General features: G+C 64.8%; 15 protein-coding genes and 1 pseudogene. 13 read left to right on the plus strand and 3 right to left on the minus strand.

All coding sequences use genetic code 11. The features are described 5' to 3' along the window. Nucleotides 1-213: 213 nt before the first annotated feature. The 9 genes and pseudogenes from RAD10_RS25425 (at nt 214) to RAD10_RS25465 (ending at nt 12415) form a co-directional block, all read left to right on the plus strand. The gene (locus RAD10_RS25425; protein WP_091956127.1) at nt 214-3351 is read left to right on the plus strand and encodes an efflux RND transporter permease subunit; all 3138 of its coding nucleotides are present in this window, start codon (nt 214-216) and stop codon (nt 3349-3351) included. 34 nt (nt 3352-3385) lie between these two features. Further along, a complete protein-coding gene (locus RAD10_RS25430) occupies nt 3386-3985 on the plus strand; it encodes a TetR/AcrR family transcriptional regulator (protein WP_461619652.1) in 600 nt (199 codons plus the stop codon). 158 nt (nt 3986-4143) lie between these two features. After that, nucleotides 4144-4767, plus strand: a complete 624-nt coding sequence (locus RAD10_RS25435) for a flavin reductase family protein (protein ID WP_028141751.1) — start codon at nt 4144-4146, stop codon at nt 4765-4767. Nucleotides 4768-5037: 270 nt separating this feature from the next. Beyond that, nucleotides 5038-7305 (plus strand): acyl-CoA dehydrogenase, encoded by a 2268-nt coding sequence (locus RAD10_RS25440; RefSeq protein WP_461619653.1) that lies wholly within the window; start codon nt 5038-5040, stop codon nt 7303-7305. After that, a complete protein-coding gene (locus tag RAD10_RS25445) occupies nt 7305-8588 on the plus strand; it encodes an acetyl-CoA C-acetyltransferase (RefSeq protein WP_461619654.1) in 1284 nt (427 codons plus the stop codon). The genes RAD10_RS25440 and RAD10_RS25445 overlap by 1 nt, the downstream gene beginning before the upstream one ends. Before the next feature lie 2 nt (nt 8589-8590). Further along, on the plus strand, nt 8591-10687 hold the full coding sequence (locus RAD10_RS25450) for a 3-hydroxyacyl-CoA dehydrogenase NAD-binding domain-containing protein (RefSeq protein WP_461619655.1): 2097 nt from the start codon (nt 8591-8593) through the stop codon (nt 10685-10687). 58 nt (nt 10688-10745) lie between these two features. Further along, a pseudogene (locus RAD10_RS25455) lies at nt 10746-11369 on the plus strand (fatty acid desaturase CarF family protein); the annotation flags it as partial. Nucleotides 11370-11578: 209 nt separating this feature from the next. Then, nucleotides 11579-12010: an acyl-CoA thioesterase gene (locus tag RAD10_RS25460; RefSeq protein ID WP_461619656.1), complete on the plus strand. Its 432-nt coding sequence runs from the start codon at nt 11579-11581 to the stop codon at nt 12008-12010. 213 nt (nt 12011-12223) lie between these two features. Continuing rightward, a complete protein-coding gene (locus RAD10_RS25465) occupies nt 12224-12415 on the plus strand; it encodes a hypothetical protein (RefSeq protein ID WP_461619657.1) in 192 nt (63 codons plus the stop codon). 231 nt (nt 12416-12646) lie between these two features. Here the strand turns inward: RAD10_RS25465 and RAD10_RS25470 are convergent, their stop codons facing one another. After that, complete coding sequence (locus RAD10_RS25470; protein ID WP_091956352.1) at nt 12647-13099, minus strand: nuclear transport factor 2 family protein; 453 nt, start codon at nt 13097-13099, stop codon at nt 12647-12649. Between the two features lie 154 nt (nt 13100-13253). Here RAD10_RS25470 and RAD10_RS25475 point away from each other — a divergent pair, with 154 nt between their 5' ends. Both RAD10_RS25475 and RAD10_RS25480 read left to right on the plus strand, forming a co-directional pair. After that, nucleotides 13254-13940, plus strand: coding sequence for an HAD family hydrolase (locus tag RAD10_RS25475; RefSeq protein ID WP_461619658.1), 687 nt, complete (start codon nt 13254-13256; stop codon nt 13938-13940). Nucleotides 13941-14031: 91 nt separating this feature from the next. Continuing rightward, a complete protein-coding gene (locus RAD10_RS25480; protein WP_461619659.1) occupies nt 14032-14877 on the plus strand; it encodes a DeoR/GlpR family DNA-binding transcription regulator in 846 nt (281 codons plus the stop codon). A gap of 3 nt (nt 14878-14880) precedes the next feature. Here RAD10_RS25480 and RAD10_RS25485 read toward each other — a convergent pair whose 3' ends face one another. Together RAD10_RS25485 and RAD10_RS25490 are read right to left on the minus strand one after the other, a co-directional pair. Continuing rightward, on the minus strand, nt 14881-15297 hold the full coding sequence (locus RAD10_RS25485) for a PIN domain-containing protein (protein ID WP_461619660.1): 417 nt from the start codon (nt 15295-15297) through the stop codon (nt 14881-14883). Then, entirely contained in the window at nt 15297-15548 is a 252-nt protein-coding gene (locus RAD10_RS25490; RefSeq protein WP_028141741.1) for a type II toxin-antitoxin system Phd/YefM family antitoxin, read from the minus strand. Before RAD10_RS25490 ends, RAD10_RS25485 begins: the two co-directional genes overlap by 1 nt. A gap of 275 nt (nt 15549-15823) precedes the next feature. Here RAD10_RS25490 and glpD point away from each other — a divergent pair, with 275 nt between their 5' ends. Continuing rightward, nucleotides 15824-17374, plus strand: coding sequence for a glycerol-3-phosphate dehydrogenase (gene glpD / locus RAD10_RS25495; protein ID WP_461619661.1), 1551 nt, complete (start codon nt 15824-15826; stop codon nt 17372-17374). Continuing rightward, the gene (locus RAD10_RS25500; RefSeq protein ID WP_183259755.1) at nt 17371-18447 is read left to right on the plus strand and encodes an ABC transporter ATP-binding protein; all 1077 of its coding nucleotides are present in this window, start codon (nt 17371-17373) and stop codon (nt 18445-18447) included. Before glpD ends, RAD10_RS25500 begins: the two co-directional genes overlap by 4 nt.

Genomic DNA, 18447 nt, shown 5'->3' on the forward strand with positions numbered 1-18447 from the left:
CCGGGTCTGGTCCTTCGGACCATCCCGGAATGAGAAGAGAGCGAGTTACGTCGTGTGAGGTGAGTTTCGGCCTTTGTCCCTAAGCAGAGGCTGAAGCGGCGAAGCGATCCAGAATCTGCCCAGCCCCCTGGATTGCTTCGCTGCCTCGCGACGACGGCCTGAACAGAGTGGCTGTCTTTTTTTGGCAATTGGATCGTCTTTTCGGAGAGAGCGATGAAGCGCTTCAACCTTTCGGCCTGGGCCGTCAGCCATCCGACGCTGGTTCTCTTCCTGATGCTCGTGCTCGGTGTCGCCGGCTTCTTCTCCTATGAGAAGCTCGGCCGCGCCGAGGATCCGTTCTTCACGGTGAAGGTGGTCAACGTCTCAGTGCTCTGGCCGGGCGCGACCGCGCAGGAGATGCAGGCCCAGGTCGCCGATCCCATCGAGAAGAAGATCCAGGAGCTGCCCTATTTCGAGAAGGTGCAGACCTACTCCAAGCCCGGTTTCACCGCGCTCCAGGTCACCTTCCGCGACTCCACGCCGCCGAAGGACGTGCCTTACCTGTTCTATCTTCTGCGCAAGAAGCTGGTCGACGTGCAGGGCCAGCTGCCCTCCGGCATCCTCGGTCCCGTCGTCAATGACGAGTTCTCCGACGTCGATTCCATCCTCTACATGATGACCGGCGACGGCGCCGACTATGCCCAGCTCAAGAAGGTCTCGGAAGGATTCCGCCAGCGCCTCCTGAAGGTGCCCGGCGTGACCAAGGTCGACGTCTACGGTAACCAGGATGAGCGCATCTTCGTCGAGTTCTCGCACGCCAAGCTCGCCACCCTCGGCATCACCCCGCAGGCGCTGTTCGATTCGCTCGCCAAGCAGAACAACGTGACGCCGGCCGGCACGGTCGAAACCTCCTCGCAGCGCGTGCCGCTGCGCGTCACCGGTGCGCTCGACGGCGCCAAGGCCGTCGCCGAGACGCCGGTCGAGAGCAACGGCCGCGTGTTCCGCCTCGGCGACATCGCCACCGTCACCCACGGCTATGTCGACCCGCCGAGCTTCGTCGTGCGCCAGGAAGGCAAGGCCGCGATCGGCATCGGCGTCGTCACCGCCAAGGGCGCCAACATCCTCGAGCTCGGCAAGGAGGTCGAGAAGGCGACGGCTGAGTTCATGAAGGCGGTGCCGCAGGGCGTCGACGTCAAGCTGATTGCCGACCAGCCCAAGGTGGTCGAGCACGCCGTCGGCGAGTTCGTGCACTCCTTCATGGAAGCCCTCGTCATCGTGCTGTTCGTGTCGTTCCTGGCGCTCGGCTGGCGCACCGGCATCGTGGTCGCGCTGTCGGTGCCGTTGGTGCTCGGCATCGTCTTCGTCGTCATGAACATGATGTCGCTCGACCTGCACCGCATCACGCTGGGTGCGCTGATCATCGCGCTCGGCCTGCTCGTCGACGACGCCATCATCGCGGTCGAGATGATGGTGGTGAAGATGGAGCAGGGCTGGGACCGCATGCGCGCGGCGTCTTTTGCCTGGGAATCTACCGCGTTTCCGATGCTCACGGGAACGCTGGTCACGGCCGCTGGCTTCCTCCCCATCGGCTTTGCCAATTCCGCCGTCGGCGAATATGCCGGCAGCATCTTCTGGATCGTGGCGATAGCGCTGGTCGCCTCCTGGTTCGTGGCGGTGATCTTCACGCCCTATATCGGCGTCAAGCTGCTGCCGGAGATGAAGGCCCATCACAACCACGATCCGCACGCGGTCTACGAGACCCGCATGTACCGGGGCCTGCGTGCCATCGTGCAATGGTGCGTCAATCACCGCATCACCGTGGTGGTCGCGACCGTCGGCGTCTTCATCGCCTCGGTCGTCGGGTTCGGACATGTCCAGCAGCAGTTCTTCCCGCTGTCGGAGCGGCCCGAGCTGTTCTTCCAGCTGCGCCTGCCTGAGGGCACTGCCTTCAACGTCACCGAAAAGGCGGTGAAGAAGGCCGAGACGCTGCTCAAGGACGACAAGGACATCGAGACCTATACGTCCTATGTCGGCCAGGGCTCGCCCCGCTTCTGGCTCGGCCTCAATCCGCAGCTGCCGAACGAGGCCTTTGCCGAGATCGTCATCGTCGCCAAGGGCGTTGAGGGGCGCGAGCGCGTCAAGGCCAAGATCGAGAACGCGGTTGCGGACGGCATGCTGTCCGAGGCGCGTGTCCGCGTCGACCGCTTCAACTTCGGCCCGCCGGTCGGCTTTCCCGTGCAGTTCCGCGTGATCGGCCCCGATGCCAACAAGGTGCGCGAGATCGCCTATCAGGTCCGCGACGTCATGCGGCAGAACAAGAGCGTCAAGGACGTCCAGCTCGACTGGAACGAGCAGTCGCCCTACCTCAAGCTCGTCGTCGATCAGGACCGCGCCCGCGCCATGGGCCTGACCCCGCAGGACGTATCGCAGGCGCTCGCGATGCTGATCTCGGGCTCGCAGGTCACGACCGTGCGCGACGGCATCGAGAAGGTCGGCGTGGTCGCCCGTGCGATCCCGTCCGAGCGCCTCGACCTCGGCGGCGTCGGCGATCTCACCATCACCTCGCGCAATGGCGTCGCCGTGCCGCTGCAGCAGATCGCCAAGATCGAGTATGCCCATGAGGAGCCGATCATGTGGCGGCGCAACCGCGACATGGCGATCACCGTACGTTCCGACGTCGTCGACGGCGTGCAGGCGCCCGACGTCACGGGCCAGATCACGCCGAAGCTGAAGGCGATCAAGGACCACCTCGAGCCGGCCTACCGGATCGAGGCGGGCGGCGCGTTCGAGGAATCCGCCAAGGGCAACGCCTCGATCTTCGTCCTCTTCCCGCTGATGGTCATGGTGATGCTGACGCTGCTGATGATCCAGCTGCAGAGCTTCTCGCGCCTGATCCTGGTGTTCCTGACTGCGCCGCTCGGTATCGTCGGCGCCTCCTTCGGGCTCAACGTCGCCAATGCCCCGTTCGGCTTCGTGGCGCTGCTCGGCCTGATCGCGCTCGCCGGCATGATCATGCGCAACACGGTCATCCTGGTCGACCAGATCGAGACTGACGTCTCCCATGGCCTGACCCGGCGCGAGGCGATCGTGGAGGCAACCGTCCGCCGCGCCCGTCCGGTGGTGCTGACGGCGCTCGCCGCCATCCTCGCCATGATCCCGCTGTCGCGCTCGGCCTTCTGGGGCCCGATGGCGATCACGATCATGGGCGGTCTGTTCGTCGCGACCTTCCTGACGCTGCTGTACCTGCCGGGCCTCTACGCGCTGTGGTTCAGGAAGAGCCTGGACGAGGCGGGTACCCCCGAGCAGCCTGCCGCGCCGCAGCATGGGAGCAATGACCCGCACGCAATTCCGCTTGCTGAAGCGGCTGAATAAGTGAGATGAAGTGCTGATTGACGAGTCCTGACAGATGACACTGATTGCGGAACATATCGAAGGCGACACCCGGGATCGTATTCTCGAGGTGGCCGAGCGGCTGTTCCGCCAGATCGGCTACCAGAAGACCACGGTCGGGGACATCGCCAAGGAGCTCAGGATGAGCCCCGCCAACGTCTATCGCTTCTTCGAATCGAAGAAGGCGATCCATCAGGCGGTGGCGCAGGGCCTGATGGGCGAGGTCGAGCTCGAAGCGCAGCGGATCGTGGCGAGGCCCGGTCCGGTGCTTCCGCGCTTCCGGGAGCTGCTCACCACCATCCATCGCATGAACACCGAGCGCTATGTCGGCGACAACAAGCTGCACGAGATGGTCGCGATCGCGATGGAGGAGGACTGGGACGTCTGCGTCGCCCATATGGAGTGCATTGCCGGGGTGATCGGGCAGATGATCGCGCAAGGCGTTGCCTCCGGCGAGTTCGAGGCGCCGGACCTCCAGCTGGCCTCGCTGTGCGCCTGCACCGCGATGATACGCTTCTTCCACCCCCAGATGATCGCCCAGTGCGCCACCAAGCCGGGCCCGACCATCGACCAGATGATCGATTTCGTCATCGCGGGTCTGTCGCCGCGCCACTGACGGGGCAGCGGGTTTCTTCCTATAAGCACGATTGCCGTCATTCCGGGGCGGTCCGCAGGACCGAACCCGGAATCTCGAGATTCTCAGGTGCGCAATTGCGCACCATAGTTCGATGCTTTGCATCGCCCCGGAATAACGGATAGCGGAGAAGCAAGCGCGTGACCGACAAAGACCTGTACTTCTACGAGCCCTCCAAGGGCCACGGCCTCAAGCATGATCCCTTCAACGCCATCATCGCGCCGCGGCCGATCGGCTGGATCTCCTCGCGCGACACCAAGGGCCACGTCAATCTCGCGCCCTACAGCTTCTTCAATGCGTTCTGTTACGTGCCGCCGATCATCGGCTTCTCCTCCACCAACTGGAAGGACTCGGTCGAGAACATCCAGCAGACCGGCGAGTTCGTCTGGAATCTCGCCACCATGGACCTCGCCAAACACATGAACGCGACCGCCGCGCATGTTGCCCCTGAGGTCGACGAATTCGAGATCGCGGGCCTCACCGCCGTGCCCGGCAAGCTCGTCAACGTGCCACGCGTCGGCGAAAGCCCGGTCGCCTTCGAATGCAAGGTGTCCGACATCGTCCGCCTCAAGGGCGCCGACGGCAAGGAGGCCGACGCCTGGCTGACGCTGGGCGAGGTCGTCGCCGTCCACATCGACAGAGCCATGATCAAGGACGGCGTCTACCAGACCGCCGCCGCCCGCCCGATCGTCCGCGCCGGCCGCCGCGGCGACTATTTCGAGATCAAGCCGGAAAACATGTTCGAGATGGTGCGGCCGGATTAGGCCCGGCCCCGCTCTCTCCGCCGTCATTCCGGGGCGACGCGTGCGTCGGGCCCGTAATCCATAACCACGATCGGGAGTGGATTCCGGGCTCGCGCCCAGAGGCGCGCCCCGGAATGACTGCCCCATTTTCCCCTCCCGGAACTGCCGCCGCACCCTGGCCGTTATGGTCCGGGGGCGCTTGGCCGCGTCAATGTCGCAGGCGAAGTCTTCACCGCCGCCGGCCGCTTTCCGCTAAAATGCCGACAACCGCGCCGATGCATGAGGTCCGCCATGAGCTTCCGCCGCGACAAAATCACAAAGCCGATCTTCTCCTGGGCCCGCGGCGTGCTGCCGGCGATGTCCGATACCGAACGCGAGGCGCTGGAGGCGGGCGATGTCTGGTGGGATGCCGATCTGTTCACCGGCAACCCTGATTGGTCGAAGCTGCTGAAAATTGCGCCGGCCAAATTGACCGACGAGGAGCGGGCCTTCCTCGAGGGACCCGTCGACGAGCTCTGCGCCATGCTCGACGAATGGAAGATCTTCTGGGAATGGCGCGACCTGCCGCCGGACGTCTGGCACTTCGTCAAGCACGAAAAATTCTTTGGCATGATCATTCCGAAGGAGTTCGGCGGCCTCGGCTTCTCGCCCTATGCCCATTCGGAGGTGGTGCGCAAGATCTCGACCCGCTCGATCGCCGCTGCGGTGACGGTCATGGTGCCGAACTCGCTCGGGCCAGGCGAGCTCCTGATGCGGTTTGGCACGAAGGAGCAGCAGGCGCGCTGGCTGCCGCGCCTCGCCGACGGCCGTGACATTCCCTGCTTCGGCCTCACCAGCCCGGAAGCCGGCTCCGACGCCGCTTCGATGGTCGACACCGGCATCATCTGCAAGGGCACCTTCGAGGACCGCGAGGTCGTCGGCCTCAGGCTCAATTGGCACAAGCGCTACATCACGCTCGGCCCTGTCGCGACGCTGCTGGGCCTCGCCTTCAAGGCCTATGATCCCGACCACCTCGTGGGCGACCAGGAGGAGCTCGGCATCACCGTGGCGCTGATCCCGACCCATCTGCCCGGCGTCGAGATCGGTCATCGCCATCTGCCGTCGATGCAGGTGTTTCAGAACGGCCCGAACCGGGGCCGCGACGTCTTCATTCCGCTCGACTACGTCATCGGCGGCAAGGAGCGGCTGGGACAAGGCTGGAAGATGCTGATGACCGCGCTCGCCGCCGGCCGCGGCATCTCGCTGCCCTCGCTCTCGGCTGCGGGTGCCGCCTACGCCGCGCGCGCCACCGGTGCCTATGCCCGCATCCGCGAGCAGTTCGGCATCTCCATCTCGAAATTCGAGGGCGTCGAGGAGCCGCTCGCGCGCATCGTCGCGACCGCCTATCAGCTCGACGCGGCGCGGCGGCTGACCTGCGCGGCACTGAATGCCGGCGTTCATCCTGCCGTCATCTCCGGCATTATGAAGCTGCACGCCACCGAGCGGATGCGCACCGCGATCGACGACGCCATGGACATCCATGGCGGCAAGGCCGTGATCGACGGTCCGCAAAACTATCTCGGCAATCTGCACCGCGCCGTGCCGGTCGGAATCACGGTCGAGGGCGCCAACATCCTGACCCGCAATCTCATCGTGTTCGGGCAGGGCGCCATCCGTGCGCATCCCTACCTGCTCGACGAGATGAACGCGCTGGCCGATACCGACCGAGAGCGCGGCCTGACCGCGTTCGACAAGGCGTTCTGGAAGCATATTGGCCATAGCCTCCGCACCCTGTTCCGTGCCTTCGGCCAGAGCTGGACCTTTGGCGTCTTTGCGATGGCGCCCGATGCGGGCGACGCCACGCCATTCTATCGCCAGCTCTCGCGCTACTCCGCCGCGTTTGCACTCTGTGCCGACATGGCGCTGCTGACGCTCGGCGGCGCGCTCAAGCGCAAGGAGATGCTGTCGGCCCGTTTCGGCGACATTCTCTCTGAACTTTATCTCCTGTCTGCCGCGCTGAAACGTTGGCAGGACGAGGGCCGTCAGAAGGAGGACTTTGCCGCGCTCGAATGGTGCATGGCGACCGGCTTCAAGACGATCGAGAACCGGCTGGCCGAAATTCTCGCCAATCTGCCCAACCGCTTTGTTGCCGGCTTCCTCAAGCTCGTGGTCCAGCCGTTCGGCGCCCGCGTGCTCGGCCCCTCCGACCGCCTCGTGCATCAATGCGCTGCCATCGTGCTGGAGCCCTCGGCGGCGCGCGAGCGCCTCACGCGGGATCTCGCCCATGTCGATGACGACGGCGGCTTTGCCCGGCTGGAGCGCGCGTTCCTGCTGGTCGCAAGCACCGATGCCATCGCCAAGCGGATGCGCGCCGCGCATATAAGCGACTGGAAGGAGGCTGTTACAAAGGGCGTGATCACGCAAGTCGAAGGCGAGCAGCTGGCCGCCGCCCGCGAAGCCGTCACAAAAGTGATCGAGGTCGACGATTTTGCGCCGGAAGCGCTGTCGCCGATTTACAAGAAATCCGGCGACGTGCATCAGTTCTTCCAGGAACTCGGTGAACAGAGGGCGGCGAGCTGATGGCACGACCGGTATTCATCGTCGACGGCAGTCGGACGCCGTTCCTGAAGGCGCGTTCGGGGCCGGGGCCGTTTACGCCGGTCGATCTCGCCGTGCAATGCGGACGGCCGCTCTTGGCGCGCCAGCCGTTTGCGCCGGACAGCTTCGACCAGGTCATCCTCGGCTGCGTCAACGTCATCGCCGACGAGATGAACCCGGCCCGCGTTGCGGCGCTCCGGCTCGGCATGGGCGAGGACATGGTCGCTTTCACCGTGCAGATCAATTGCGGCTCCGGCATGCAATCGATCGACACCGCCTATCGCTACATCCGCGAAGGCCATGCCGACATGATCCTCGCCGGCGGCACCGAGGCGCTCAGCCATGCGCCGCTGGTTTGGCCGAACTCCGGCGTGCGCTGGTTCGCCGGCCTTGCCACCGCCAAGGGCGTGGCCGCCAAGCTCGCCGCCGCGTTCAAGCTGCGTCCGCGCGACCTGAAGCCGATCATTGGCCTCGAGCGCGGGCTCACCGATCCCGTCACCGATCTGAACATGGGCCAGACCGCCGAAGTCGTCGGCCACCTCTTCGGCATTACGCGCGCGCAATCCGATTCCTATGCCGCCGAGAGCCACCGCCGGCTCGCCCACGCGCAAGGCGCGGGTTTTCTGAAGGGCGAGGTCGAGACCGCGTTCTCCCGCGACGGAAAATTCTTCGACCATGACGATGGCGTGCGTCCGGACTCGACGGCGGAGACACTGGCAAAGCTCCGACCGGTGTTCGAGCGCGCGTGGGGCCAGGTCACCGCCGGCAATTCCTCGCAGATCACCGATGGCGCGTCCTGGGTGATCCTCGCCTCCGACGCGGCCGTCGCAAAGCACAGGCTGACACCGAAGGCCGCGATCGTCGACAGTCACTGGGCCGCGCTCGATCCCAGCATCATGGGGCTCGGGCCGGTGATGTCGGCAACACCATTACTACAGCGCAACGGCCTCACCATCACGGACGTCGAGACTTGGGAGCTGAACGAGGCCTTTGCCACGCAGGTACTCGGCTGCTTAGCTGCGTGGAACGACGACAAGTTCTGCCGAGAAATTTTGCGCCTCGATGGCGCCGCCGGCGAGATCGACCGCGACAGACTCAACGTCGATGGCGGCGCCATCTCGCTCGGCCATCCCGTCGGCACCTCCGGCAACCGCATCGTGCTGCATCTCGTCAACGCGATGAAGCGGCTCGGCACGCGGCGCGGAATTGCCACCGAGTGCATCGGCGGCGGGCTCGGCGGTGCCATGCTGATCGAGGCGGTGTGACCATGGATTCCAGGATCATGACCGCGCTCGGTGACCGCGTGCTCGAACTCGGGCCCAAGCCCGCGACGGACAACCCGTACAGGCACTTCAAGCTGACGCGCGATGCAGACGGCGTCGCCTGGCTGCTGTTCGACCGCACTGATGCCAGCGCCAACACGCTGTCCTCGGATGTGATGGAGGAGTTCGACGCCGTGCTCGCGGCGATCGAGACCGAACGCCCGGCCGGCCTCGTGATCCGCTCGGCAAAGCCATCCGGCTTCATCGCCGGCGCCGACGTCAATGAATTCCGCGGCGCATCCGATCCCGAGATGGTGGAGATGCGTATCCGCGCCGCGCATGCGGTGGTCGACCATCTCGAAGCCTTGAAGCTGCCGACGGTCGCTGTCATCCACGGCTTCTGCCTCGGCGGCGGGCTCGAGGTTGCGTTGGCCTGCCAGTCGCGCATCGCGATCGACGGTGCGCGCTTCGGCTTCCCGGAGGTGATGCTCGGCCTGCATCCCGGCCTCGGCGGCACCGCGCGGTTTACCGCGCTGGTCAATCCCACCCAGTCGATGGCGCTGATGCTGACTGGCCGCACCATCGACGCGCGCCGCGCCAGATCGCTCGGCCTCGTCGATACCGTGACGCAGGAGCGCCATGTCCGCGGCGCGGTGAAGGATGCATTGTTCGGCCGGCTGAAGCGGGCCAAGCCCGGCCTGCTCGCGCGTGCAGCCAATTTTGGCTTCGTGCGCGGTCTCCTGGCCAGGCGCATGCGCGCGGAGGCGGCGAAGGCCGCGTCCCGCGAGCACTATCCCGCGCCTTACGCGCTGATTGATCTCTGGGAGACCCATGGCGGCAGCAAGGCCGCGATGCTGAAGGCGGAGCAGGCGTCCTTCGCCAAGCTGATGGTGACGCCGACTGCCCAGAACCTGATCCGAGTCTTCTTCCTGCGCGAGCAGATGAAGAAGGCGGCGGGCTCCGGCAACACAGTGAAGCATGTCCACGTCATCGGCGCCGGCGCCATGGGCGGCGATATCGCGGCTTGGGTAGCCGGGCAGGGGCTACGCGTCTCGCTCGCCGACATGAAAGCCGAGCCGATCGCAGGCGCGGTCAAGCGCGCGGCCGAGCTCTACGGCAAGATCATCCGCAAGCCCACGGACGAGCGCGACGCGCTCGATCGCCTGATCCCTGATATGGACGGTGAAGGCGTCCGCAACGCCGATCTCATCATCGAGGCGGTGCCCGAAAAGCTGGAGCTGAAGCAGAAGGTCTATGCCGGCCTCGAGCCGCGGATGAAGCCCGGCGCGATCCTCGCGACCAATACGTCGAGCATTCCGCTTCAGGATCTGCGCACGACTTTGGCGCGGCCCGAGCGGCTGGTCGGCCTGCATTTCTTCAATCCGGTGTCGCGGCTGCAATTGGTCGAAGTCGTCAGCCATGACGGCAACGACCCGCAGGTGCTGAAAGACGCGCTCGCGTTCGTCGGCGCCATCGATCGCCTGCCGCTGCCCGTGAAAAGCTCGCCGGGCTTCCTCGTCAACCGCGCGCTGACGCCCTACATGCTCGAAGCCATGGTGATGCTGGACGAGAAGATCGATCAGCGTCTGATCGATGCCGCGGCGGAGCAGTTCGGCATGCCGATGGGGCCGATCGAGCTGGCCGATCAGGTCGGGCTCGACATCTGCCTCGACGTCGGTGACATGCTGCGCACCAAGTTCGGCGATCTCCTGCCGCCGACGCCGGCGTGGCTGCGCGACAAGGTCGCCAAGGGCGAGCTCGGCCGCAAGACCGGCAAGGGCTTCTACACCTGGAAGGACGGCAAGGCCGAGAAGGCACCGCTCCCCGAGACCGGCCCACGCGTCACCGACCAGATGATCGACCGCCTGGTGCTGCCGATGTCCAATGTCTGCGTTGCTGCCCTTCGCGAGGGCATCGTCGACGATGCCGATGCGGTCGATGGCGCCATGATCTTCGGTACCGGCTATGCACCGTTCCGCGGCGGCCCGCTGAACTATGCCCGCACGCGCGGCGTGGAGAATGTCGTGTCCACCTTGCGCGGGCTCGCCGAGCGATTCGGCGGACGTTTCGCGCCGGATGCGGGCTGGGACAGTTTGCAATAGGGGGCCGTCGGTCAAAAGATGCTATCATGGGTGGTGGAGCCCGTGGGGAGTATCGCCGATGCCGACGATCCCGTTCTTCAAGCAAGCGACCCTGCGCGAGATCATCATCACGCGGCTGTGCTGCGGGGCCGATGTCGTCGTGATCCTTTGTTGCGCAGGCTATCTCGTCGGGCGTTATCCGACGGCGGGATTGCACTGGCCGTGGTTGATCGTCGCGCTCTTGGCCGGATATTTCCTCGCTGACCTTTTTTCAGGGCTTGTGCATTGGGTGGTCGACACCTGGCTCGACGAGGGGATGCTCGGCCGCGGCATCGCGATCACGCGGGAGCATCACACCCACCCCGGCCACGTTTTGCTCTACGGATTCCTCGACCAGGCGTCTCTCGGTGCGGCTCCGAGCGCGGCGGTGGTCGGAGTCGCGGCCACCGTCACGGCGTTGTTTCCGGTTTCGGCGCTCACCTGTGCGCTGATGATCGTCTGGTTCGTGATCGCGACCTGCATGCTGTTTGGCATGAGCTTTCACAATCTCGCGCACCGGCCGGTCCGCCCGCTGCTCCTGCGCATGGCGCAACGGCTGCATCTGGTCTGCTCACCCGAGCATCATTGGTGTCATCACCGTGACCACACCATCCGCTATTGTGTCATCAATGGATGGGCCAATTATCCGTGCGACCATCTCCGGCTATGGAGCAGGCTGGAACGGTTGGTAACGGCAACGACCGGACGCGCGCCACGGGCCGATGATGCGGAGTGGCAACGCAAACTGAACGATACCGGAATCCTCGTCGGGTCGCCGCGGCCGATTGGATAGCGCGAGCTTGCCTCGTGTCGATGTTGCGCAAGGCGCCGCGGCTTTGTATCCAGAGCCGAGAGCCGCCGGAGATCAACCATATGACCGACCCTCACGTCCACACCCCTATCAGCTCCGACACCGGGCCGAGCGGCGATCTCTGCATCCGCACGCTGGCGATGCCCGCCGACACCAATGCGAATGGCGACATCTTCGGCGGCTGGCTGCTGAGCCAGATGGACGTCGGCGGCGGCGTGTTTGCGTCAAAGGCGGCGAAGTCGCGCACCGTGACGGTCGCGATCGAGGCAATGAATTTTCGCAAGGCGGTCTATGTCGGCGATCTCGTGTCGGTCTACGCCAATCTCGTACGCGTGGGCCGCACCTCGCTCACCGTGCATCTGGAAGCGTGGGCGCTGCGCCGCGGGGAGGAGCATCCCTTCCTCGTCACCGACGGCAACTTCACCTACGTCTCGATCGACGAGCACGGCCGCCCGCAAGCCGTTCGCTCGACCCACACGACGATCGCGACGTAATCGCGCGCGACGCTCTGCCTCAGGCGCGCGGCGTCGCCAAACGCGGCGCGCGTGAGTCATCGCGTCGCGGCTTCGCCAAGAACCAGTCATAAAACGGATGAGGTCTCGGCGTACTCAATTGCGTGTCGATTCGGGGTGAAAACGGCCTCAAAATGCCTGGGAACCTTTGGGCAGGAGTGCCGTTATTTGCCCGCACTGAGGAATCCACGGACCATGCCGGACAGCTACATCATCGAAGTCAATTCGCAGACCGCAGGTATCGTCGTTCGTTCTTCGGGAGGCTATTGCTTCTTTGCCTCGTCCCACCGATTCAACCGTCTCGAAGGCCAGCTCTTCCGCAACGCGCGCGAAGCCGAACGCGCCGCGCAAAAGCTGGTGAACGGTGACGTGAAGGAAGCGGCGTAAAGCGCCTGCTGGTTATTCCCGGCTCGCGGAGCCGGTCGGAATTTTTTGCCGAGCACACCGCTGCTCCTTCCTTCTCCCCTCGTGGGAGAAGGTGGCGCGAAGCGCCGGGTGAGGGGTATATTTCGGCGTTCTCGAGATTCAGAGTAAGGGGCTCGCTGAGGCAACCCCTCACCCGTCTCGCCGCTACGCGACGAGCCACCCTCTCCCACAGGGGGGAGAGGGTAAGAGTCGTCACAACTTCGTTGCTGCCCGCGACAGGAGCTTCCACTCGTCGCCCTGCTTCTGCCAGTTCATCAGGATGTGGAGGTTGGTCGATACTTTCTTCCCGTCGGCTGCCATCTCCTGTTCGCCCAGCCAGTGGAAGCGCACGATCGCTGCAGGACCGACGACCTTGATGGTGGGGTCCTTGTAGTCGATCGACAGGAATTTCGACTTTCCGTCGGTGGCGTTGGCGATGAACGTCGCCTTGTCCTCGACCTTGCCGCTGGAATGGCTGTAGCTGAGATCGTCCCAGCACAGTGCGCCGAGCGCCTTCGGATCGGCCGCGATCTGGGCGAGGCGGAAGGCCTCGACCTTCTTCGCCACGGCGTCCTCGTCCGCCGAAGCGGCGAGCGCCGATGTCGTGAGCGCAAGCGCGGAGACGGCAAGAGTCGAGAGAGCCAGATCGCGTCGGTTGATCGTCATCGTTTCCTCCTTTTTGATCTTGCGGCGAGTGTTGCAGCCGCGCGCGGCTTTGTCGAGTGTCACGTCGTCGTCATCTCCATGCGTCATTGCGCGGTCGAAGCCATATTGATACGTCTCGCGCATCAATGCGCCGTGGATTTGGGAAAGTACGGAAATGATCGAAGCCAAAACGGAAGCAATGGGCAGGGCTTTGCTGTTCGACATCGACGGCACGCTGGCCGACACCGACCCGCTGCACTTGAAGGCGTTCAACCAGGTGCTCGGCCCTCGCGGCCACGTCTTCGATCACGCGCGCTTCTCCAGAGAGCTGCAAGGTTTCGCCAATGTCGCGATCGGTGAGCGATTCCTGCCTGACGAGGCGCCGGAACGGCGCGCCTCGATCCTCGATGAGAAGGAGGAGGTCTTCCGTACGCTCGTGGCCGGGCAGATCGAGCCGCTTCCGGGCCTGATGGCGCTGCTCGACCGGGCTGACGCCGCCAGCGTTCCCATGGTGGCCGTGACCAATGCGCCGCGTCTCAATGCCGAGCTGCTGCTCTCCGGCCTCGGCATCTCGCATCGTTTCAAGGCGCTCGTGATCGGCGCCGAGCTGCCGCACGGCAAGCCGCATCCGCTGCCCTATCAGGAAGGGCTGCGTTTCGTCGGCGCGAGCGCAGAGGCCTCGATCGCATTCGAGGACTCCCGTACCGGCGTGCAATCGGCCACGGCGGCCGGCATTCCGACCATCGGCGTCCGGACCAGCCTCAGCCATGCTGACCTGGTTGCAGCCGGCGCAGTCGCGTCCGCCAGCGCCTTCGACGATCCGCAGCTGCTCGCGCGTCTCGCGAGCACCATGGCGTGGTGACGGGCCGCATAAGTTAACCGTGATCGGCGCGCGCATTGACCGAAGGCGCGAACCGCCGCACGATGCATTCTCCTGATTTGAGGCCTTTGCCGTGACCGGACTAACCCATCGCCAAGCCGAAATCCTCAACATCGCGCGGGCCTCGGGCCGCGTCATGGTCGAGGAGCTCGCACGCCGCTTCGAAGTCTCGGCGCAGACCATCCGCAAGGATCTCAACGACCTCTGCGAGCGGAGATCGCTGACGCGCATCCATGGCGGCGCCATCATCGCCTCCGGCGTCGAAAACCTCGCTTATGAGGCAAGGCGCTTCGTCGCTGCCGACGAAAAGAAGGCGATCGGAGCGGCGGCCGCCTCGCTGATCCCGAACGGATGCTCGCTCTTCATCAACATCGGCACCACGACGGAGGAGGTCGCGAGCGCGCTGACCTCGCACGAGGATCTCCTCGTCATCACCAACAATCTCAACGTCGCGATGCTGCTCTACCGCCATCCCCGCATCGAGGTGGTGGTCGCCGGCGGCACGGTCCGGCGGGCCGACGGCGCCGTGGTCGGCTCGACCGCGACGCAGCTGATCGGCCAATTCAAGGTCGACTACGCCATCATCGGCGCGTCCGCGATCGACGAGGAGGGGGCGCTGCTCGACTTCGACTATCGCGAGGTGCAGGTGGCGCAGGCCATCATCGCCAATGCCCGCAGCGTGATGCTGGTTGCCGATTCCACAAAGCTCCGCCGCAGCGCGCCGGTGCGCATCGCCCACATGACCCAGATCCAGACCTTCGTCACCGACCAGGAACTTCCCGAGCGCCTCGCCACGATCTGCCATAGCAAGGGCATCGAGGTGATGGCGGCGATGCCGAAGGGGGCGGACATCGACGATGTGCCGGCCGATGCCCAGGATGCGGCACCGGAAGCCGCGCCGGTGGTGCGGCTTCGCTGAGGCTTATGTACTGCTCCACGGATTGAGCAGTGGCACGCCCGTAGGTTCAAAATCCCCCACATTGCGCGTAACGACGGTCAGGCCGTGGACAAGCGCGGTGGCTGCAATAAGGGCGTCGCGTTCGGCCCGCGGATTGGGAACGTGAAGTTGTGCATAACGCTGCGCCACGGCCATATCGATAGCCAGGATCCGCCCTTCGAAGCGGGCCAGAATGTGATCGTCGATCCAGGCGCGCAGGACAGCACCTTGCACCGCGTCTTTGCGCTCGATCAGGCGCGCGCCAAGTTCAATTTCGAGAATCGAGATGGCGGACATGAAGAAATTCGCCGCGGGCGCTGTATTGGCCCAAGCAAGCACGTTGCGATCAGCCTTGTCCGGCCGCCTCAGTTCGGAAATGACGTTGGTGTCCAGCAGAAACATCAGTCGAGATCGGCTGGCCTGGAGATTCCGCCGGTGATGCGAGGCGGATCGAAATCGAAGTCCGCGTTCGCCTGTGCCAAAGCTTCGGCAAGGCTCATGTGCCCGCCGCTCAGGCGCAGATAATCTTCGATGCTCAGCAGGACATGGGCTGGACGGCCGCGGTCGGTGATGAAGACGGGCCCCTTTGATGCTGCTTTCTTGGCACCGCTCGTATCCTGATTGAACTCTCGACTGGTCAGGGTGGTGACCATCGTTCGCGCCTCCTCGCCTGCGATGGGGTAGAATATATGTAGGCATGTTGCTACATTCAAGTCAGCTGAAGCGGTGCGGTGCGCCCCCTGTGCCGATCAGCCGAGCCGTCTGCCTCAAAACTTGTCCGTTCTCCTGCTGATTTCTCCGCCGTATTGGCGTTGAAAAAGTTTTGCTTTCACTTCCTTCCTCCTCTCTTTCGTCTTGCTTTCGTTTTTCGGTGTGATCTAATCAAAAACGAAAGTAGCCGCTCGACGGAACGAGCGGTCGCCGGGGGATGCGTCTGTTGGAGCGTATTTTCGACCTCGCCATCATTGGAGGCGGTGTTAATGGCTGCGGCATCGCGCGCGACGCGGTGGGCCGCGGCAACACGGTTTTCCTGTGCGAAATGAACGATTTGGCGAGCGGGACATCGTCCTGGTCGACCAAGCTGGTGCACGGCGGCCTGCGCTATCTCGAATATTACGAGTTTCGCCTCGTTCGCGAGGCGCTGATCGAGCGCGAGATTCTCTGGGGTATCGGGCCCCACATCATCCGCCCCTTGCGTTTCGTATTGCCGCATCACGCCGGCCTGCGCCCCGCCTGGCTGCTGCGGCTCGGCCTCTTCCTTTATGATCACATCGGCGGCCGTCATCTGTTGCCGGCAACCCGCTCAGTCGATCTGCGGCGTGACGAGGTCGGCAAGCCGCTGATCCCGAATCGCTACTCTCGCGCCTTTGAATATTCCGACTGCTTCGTCGATGACGCCCGCCTCGTCGTGCTCAATGCACGCGATGCCGCCGACAAGGGCGCCGAGATCCGCACCCGCACCCGCGCAACGGATATCAGGCAGTCCGACGGCCTCTGGACCGTGAGCATGGTCAACACGCTGACCGGTGAGCGCTCGCAGGTCCAGGCAAAGGCTCTGGTCAACGCCGGCGGCCCCTGGGTCGAGGACGTGCTCGGCCGCGGCGCCGGCGTCAACGCGAAAGCCAAGGTGCGCCTGGTGCAGGGCTCGCACATCGTGGTCAGGAAGCTCTACGACCACGACCGCGCCTACATGTTCCAGAATGCCGACGGTCGCATCATCTTCGTGATCCCGTACCAGGACGATTTCACGCTGATCGGCACCACGGATCGCGATTATGACGGCGATCCCGCCAAGGTGAAGGCGACGGCGGAGGAGATCCAGTATCTCTGCACCGCGGCGAGCGAATATCTGGCGAAGCCCGTGACCCCGGACGACGTGGTCTGGACCTATTCCGGCGTGCGGCCGCTCTATGACGACGGCGCCAGCGAAGCCAAGGCCGCGACGCGGGACTATGTGTTCGAGCTCGACACGCCCGGCGGCGTGCCGCTGCTGTCGATCTATGGCGGCAAGATCACCACCTATCGCCGCCTCGCCGAGGAGGCGCTGGAGCGGCTCGCGCCCTATCTTCGCAGCGCAAAAGCGCGGGAGGGCTGGACCGGCAAATGGCCGCTGCCCGGCGGCGACATGAATGTGTCCGACATCGACGGCCTGATCGCCGAGCTGCAGCGCGGTTATCCCTTCCTCAGCCACGAGCACGCGAGGCGGCTCGCGCGCGCCTATGGCACCAAGGCCATCAAGCTGCTCGGTGACGCCAAATCATCGGCCGATCTCGGCCAGGCCTTTGGCGCGACGCTGACCGAACGCGAGGTCCGCTACCTCATGGCCAACGAATGGGCCGTGACCGCCGAGGACGTCGTCTGGCGCCGTTCCAAGCTCGGCCTGCGACTATCTGCCGATGAGATTGCTGCGCTTGACGACTGGATCAGGACCCACGCCGTGCCGCAAAGTCCTCTGCTGGAAGCGGGAGGACGCTCATGACCGTGACGCTCGATCACGTGACCCGAACCGTCGAGGGGGTCCAGCATATCCGCGACGTCTCGCTGACGCTCGAGAGCGGCACGCTGAACGTGCTGCTCGGGCCGACGCTGTCGGGCAAGACCTCGATCATGCGACTGCTCGCCGGCCTCGACAAGCCGACCTCGGGCAAGGTGCTGGTCAACGGCAAGGACGTTACCGGCGCCGACGTGCGCCAGCGTTCGGTCGCGATGGTCTACCAGCAGTTCATCAACTACCCCTCGCTGACGGTCTACGAGAACATCGCCTCCCCCTTGCGCGTGCAGGGCAAGCCGCGCGACGAGATCGAGACGCGGGTGGCGGAAGCCGCAAAACTGCTGCGGCTCGAGCCGTTTCTGAAGCGCACGCCGCTCCAGCTCTCCGGCGGCCAGCAGCAGCGCACCGCGATCGCGCGCGCGCTGGTCAAGGGTGCCGATCTCGTGCTGCTCGACGAGCCGCTCGCCAATCTCGACTACAAGCTCCGCGAGGAGCTGCGCGCCGAGCTGCCGCGCATCTTCGAGGCCTCGGGCGCGATCTTCGTCTATGCCACCACCGAGCCGACCGAGGCGTTGCTGCTCGGCGGCAATACGGTATGCATGTGGGAAGGCCAGGCGCTCCAGATCGGCGAGACCGCCAATGTCTACCGCCGGCCGCAGACGCTGCGCGTCGCCCAGGTGTTTTCCGATCCGCCGCTCAATCTCGTCGGTATCGAGAAGAAGAACGGGCAGGTCGCTTATGCCGGCGGCACCGCCTCGCCGGCCTCAGGGCTCTATTCGTCGCTGGCCGACGGCGCCTATCGCGTCGGTTTTCGCGCGCATCAGCTCGCGCTCGCCAATGGCGAGGCTGATCGCCATGCCTTCCATGCCACTGTCACGGTGACCGAGATCACCGGTTCGGAGAGTTTCGTGCATCTGACCCGCGAAGGATCGAACTGGGTGGCGGTGCTGCACGGCGTGCACGAGTTCGAGCCCGGCCAGACGCTCGACGCCGTGCTCGATCCCAACGACGTTTTTGTCTTTGATGCTGCCGACCGGTTGGTCGCAGCACCTGGATCGTAG

It is taken from the genome of Bradyrhizobium sp. 23AC (assembly GCF_054863025.1).

Coding starts and splice junctions, on each gene's coding strand:
- RAD10_RS25425 (WP_091956127.1), top strand. CDS start 214: ATGAAGCGCTTCAACCTTTCGGCCTGGGCCGTCAGCCATCCGACGCTG.
- RAD10_RS25430 (WP_461619652.1), top strand. CDS start 3,386: ATGACACTGATTGCGGAACATATCGAAGGCGACACCCGGGATCGTATT.
- RAD10_RS25440 (WP_461619653.1), top strand. CDS start 5,038: ATGAGCTTCCGCCGCGACAAAATCACAAAGCCGATCTTCTCCTGGGCC.
- RAD10_RS25445 (WP_461619654.1), top strand. CDS start 7,305: ATGGCACGACCGGTATTCATCGTCGACGGCAGTCGGACGCCGTTCCTG.
- RAD10_RS25450 (WP_461619655.1), top strand. CDS start 8,591: ATGGATTCCAGGATCATGACCGCGCTCGGTGACCGCGTGCTCGAACTC.
- RAD10_RS25460 (WP_461619656.1), top strand. CDS start 11,579: ATGACCGACCCTCACGTCCACACCCCTATCAGCTCCGACACCGGGCCG.
- RAD10_RS25465 (WP_461619657.1), top strand. CDS start 12,224: ATGCCGGACAGCTACATCATCGAAGTCAATTCGCAGACCGCAGGTATC.
- RAD10_RS25470 (WP_091956352.1), bottom strand. CDS start 13,099: ATGACGATCAACCGACGCGATCTGGCTCTCTCGACTCTTGCCGTCTCC.
- RAD10_RS25475 (WP_461619658.1), top strand. CDS start 13,254: ATGATCGAAGCCAAAACGGAAGCAATGGGCAGGGCTTTGCTGTTCGAC.
- RAD10_RS25485 (WP_461619660.1), bottom strand. CDS start 15,297: ATGTTTCTGCTGGACACCAACGTCATTTCCGAACTGAGGCGGCCGGAC.
- RAD10_RS25490 (WP_028141741.1), bottom strand. CDS start 15,548: ATGGTCACCACCCTGACCAGTCGAGAGTTCAATCAGGATACGAGCGGT.
- glpD (WP_461619661.1), top strand. CDS start 15,824: ATGCGTCTGTTGGAGCGTATTTTCGACCTCGCCATCATTGGAGGCGGT.
- RAD10_RS25500 (WP_183259755.1), top strand. CDS start 17,371: ATGACCGTGACGCTCGATCACGTGACCCGAACCGTCGAGGGGGTCCAG.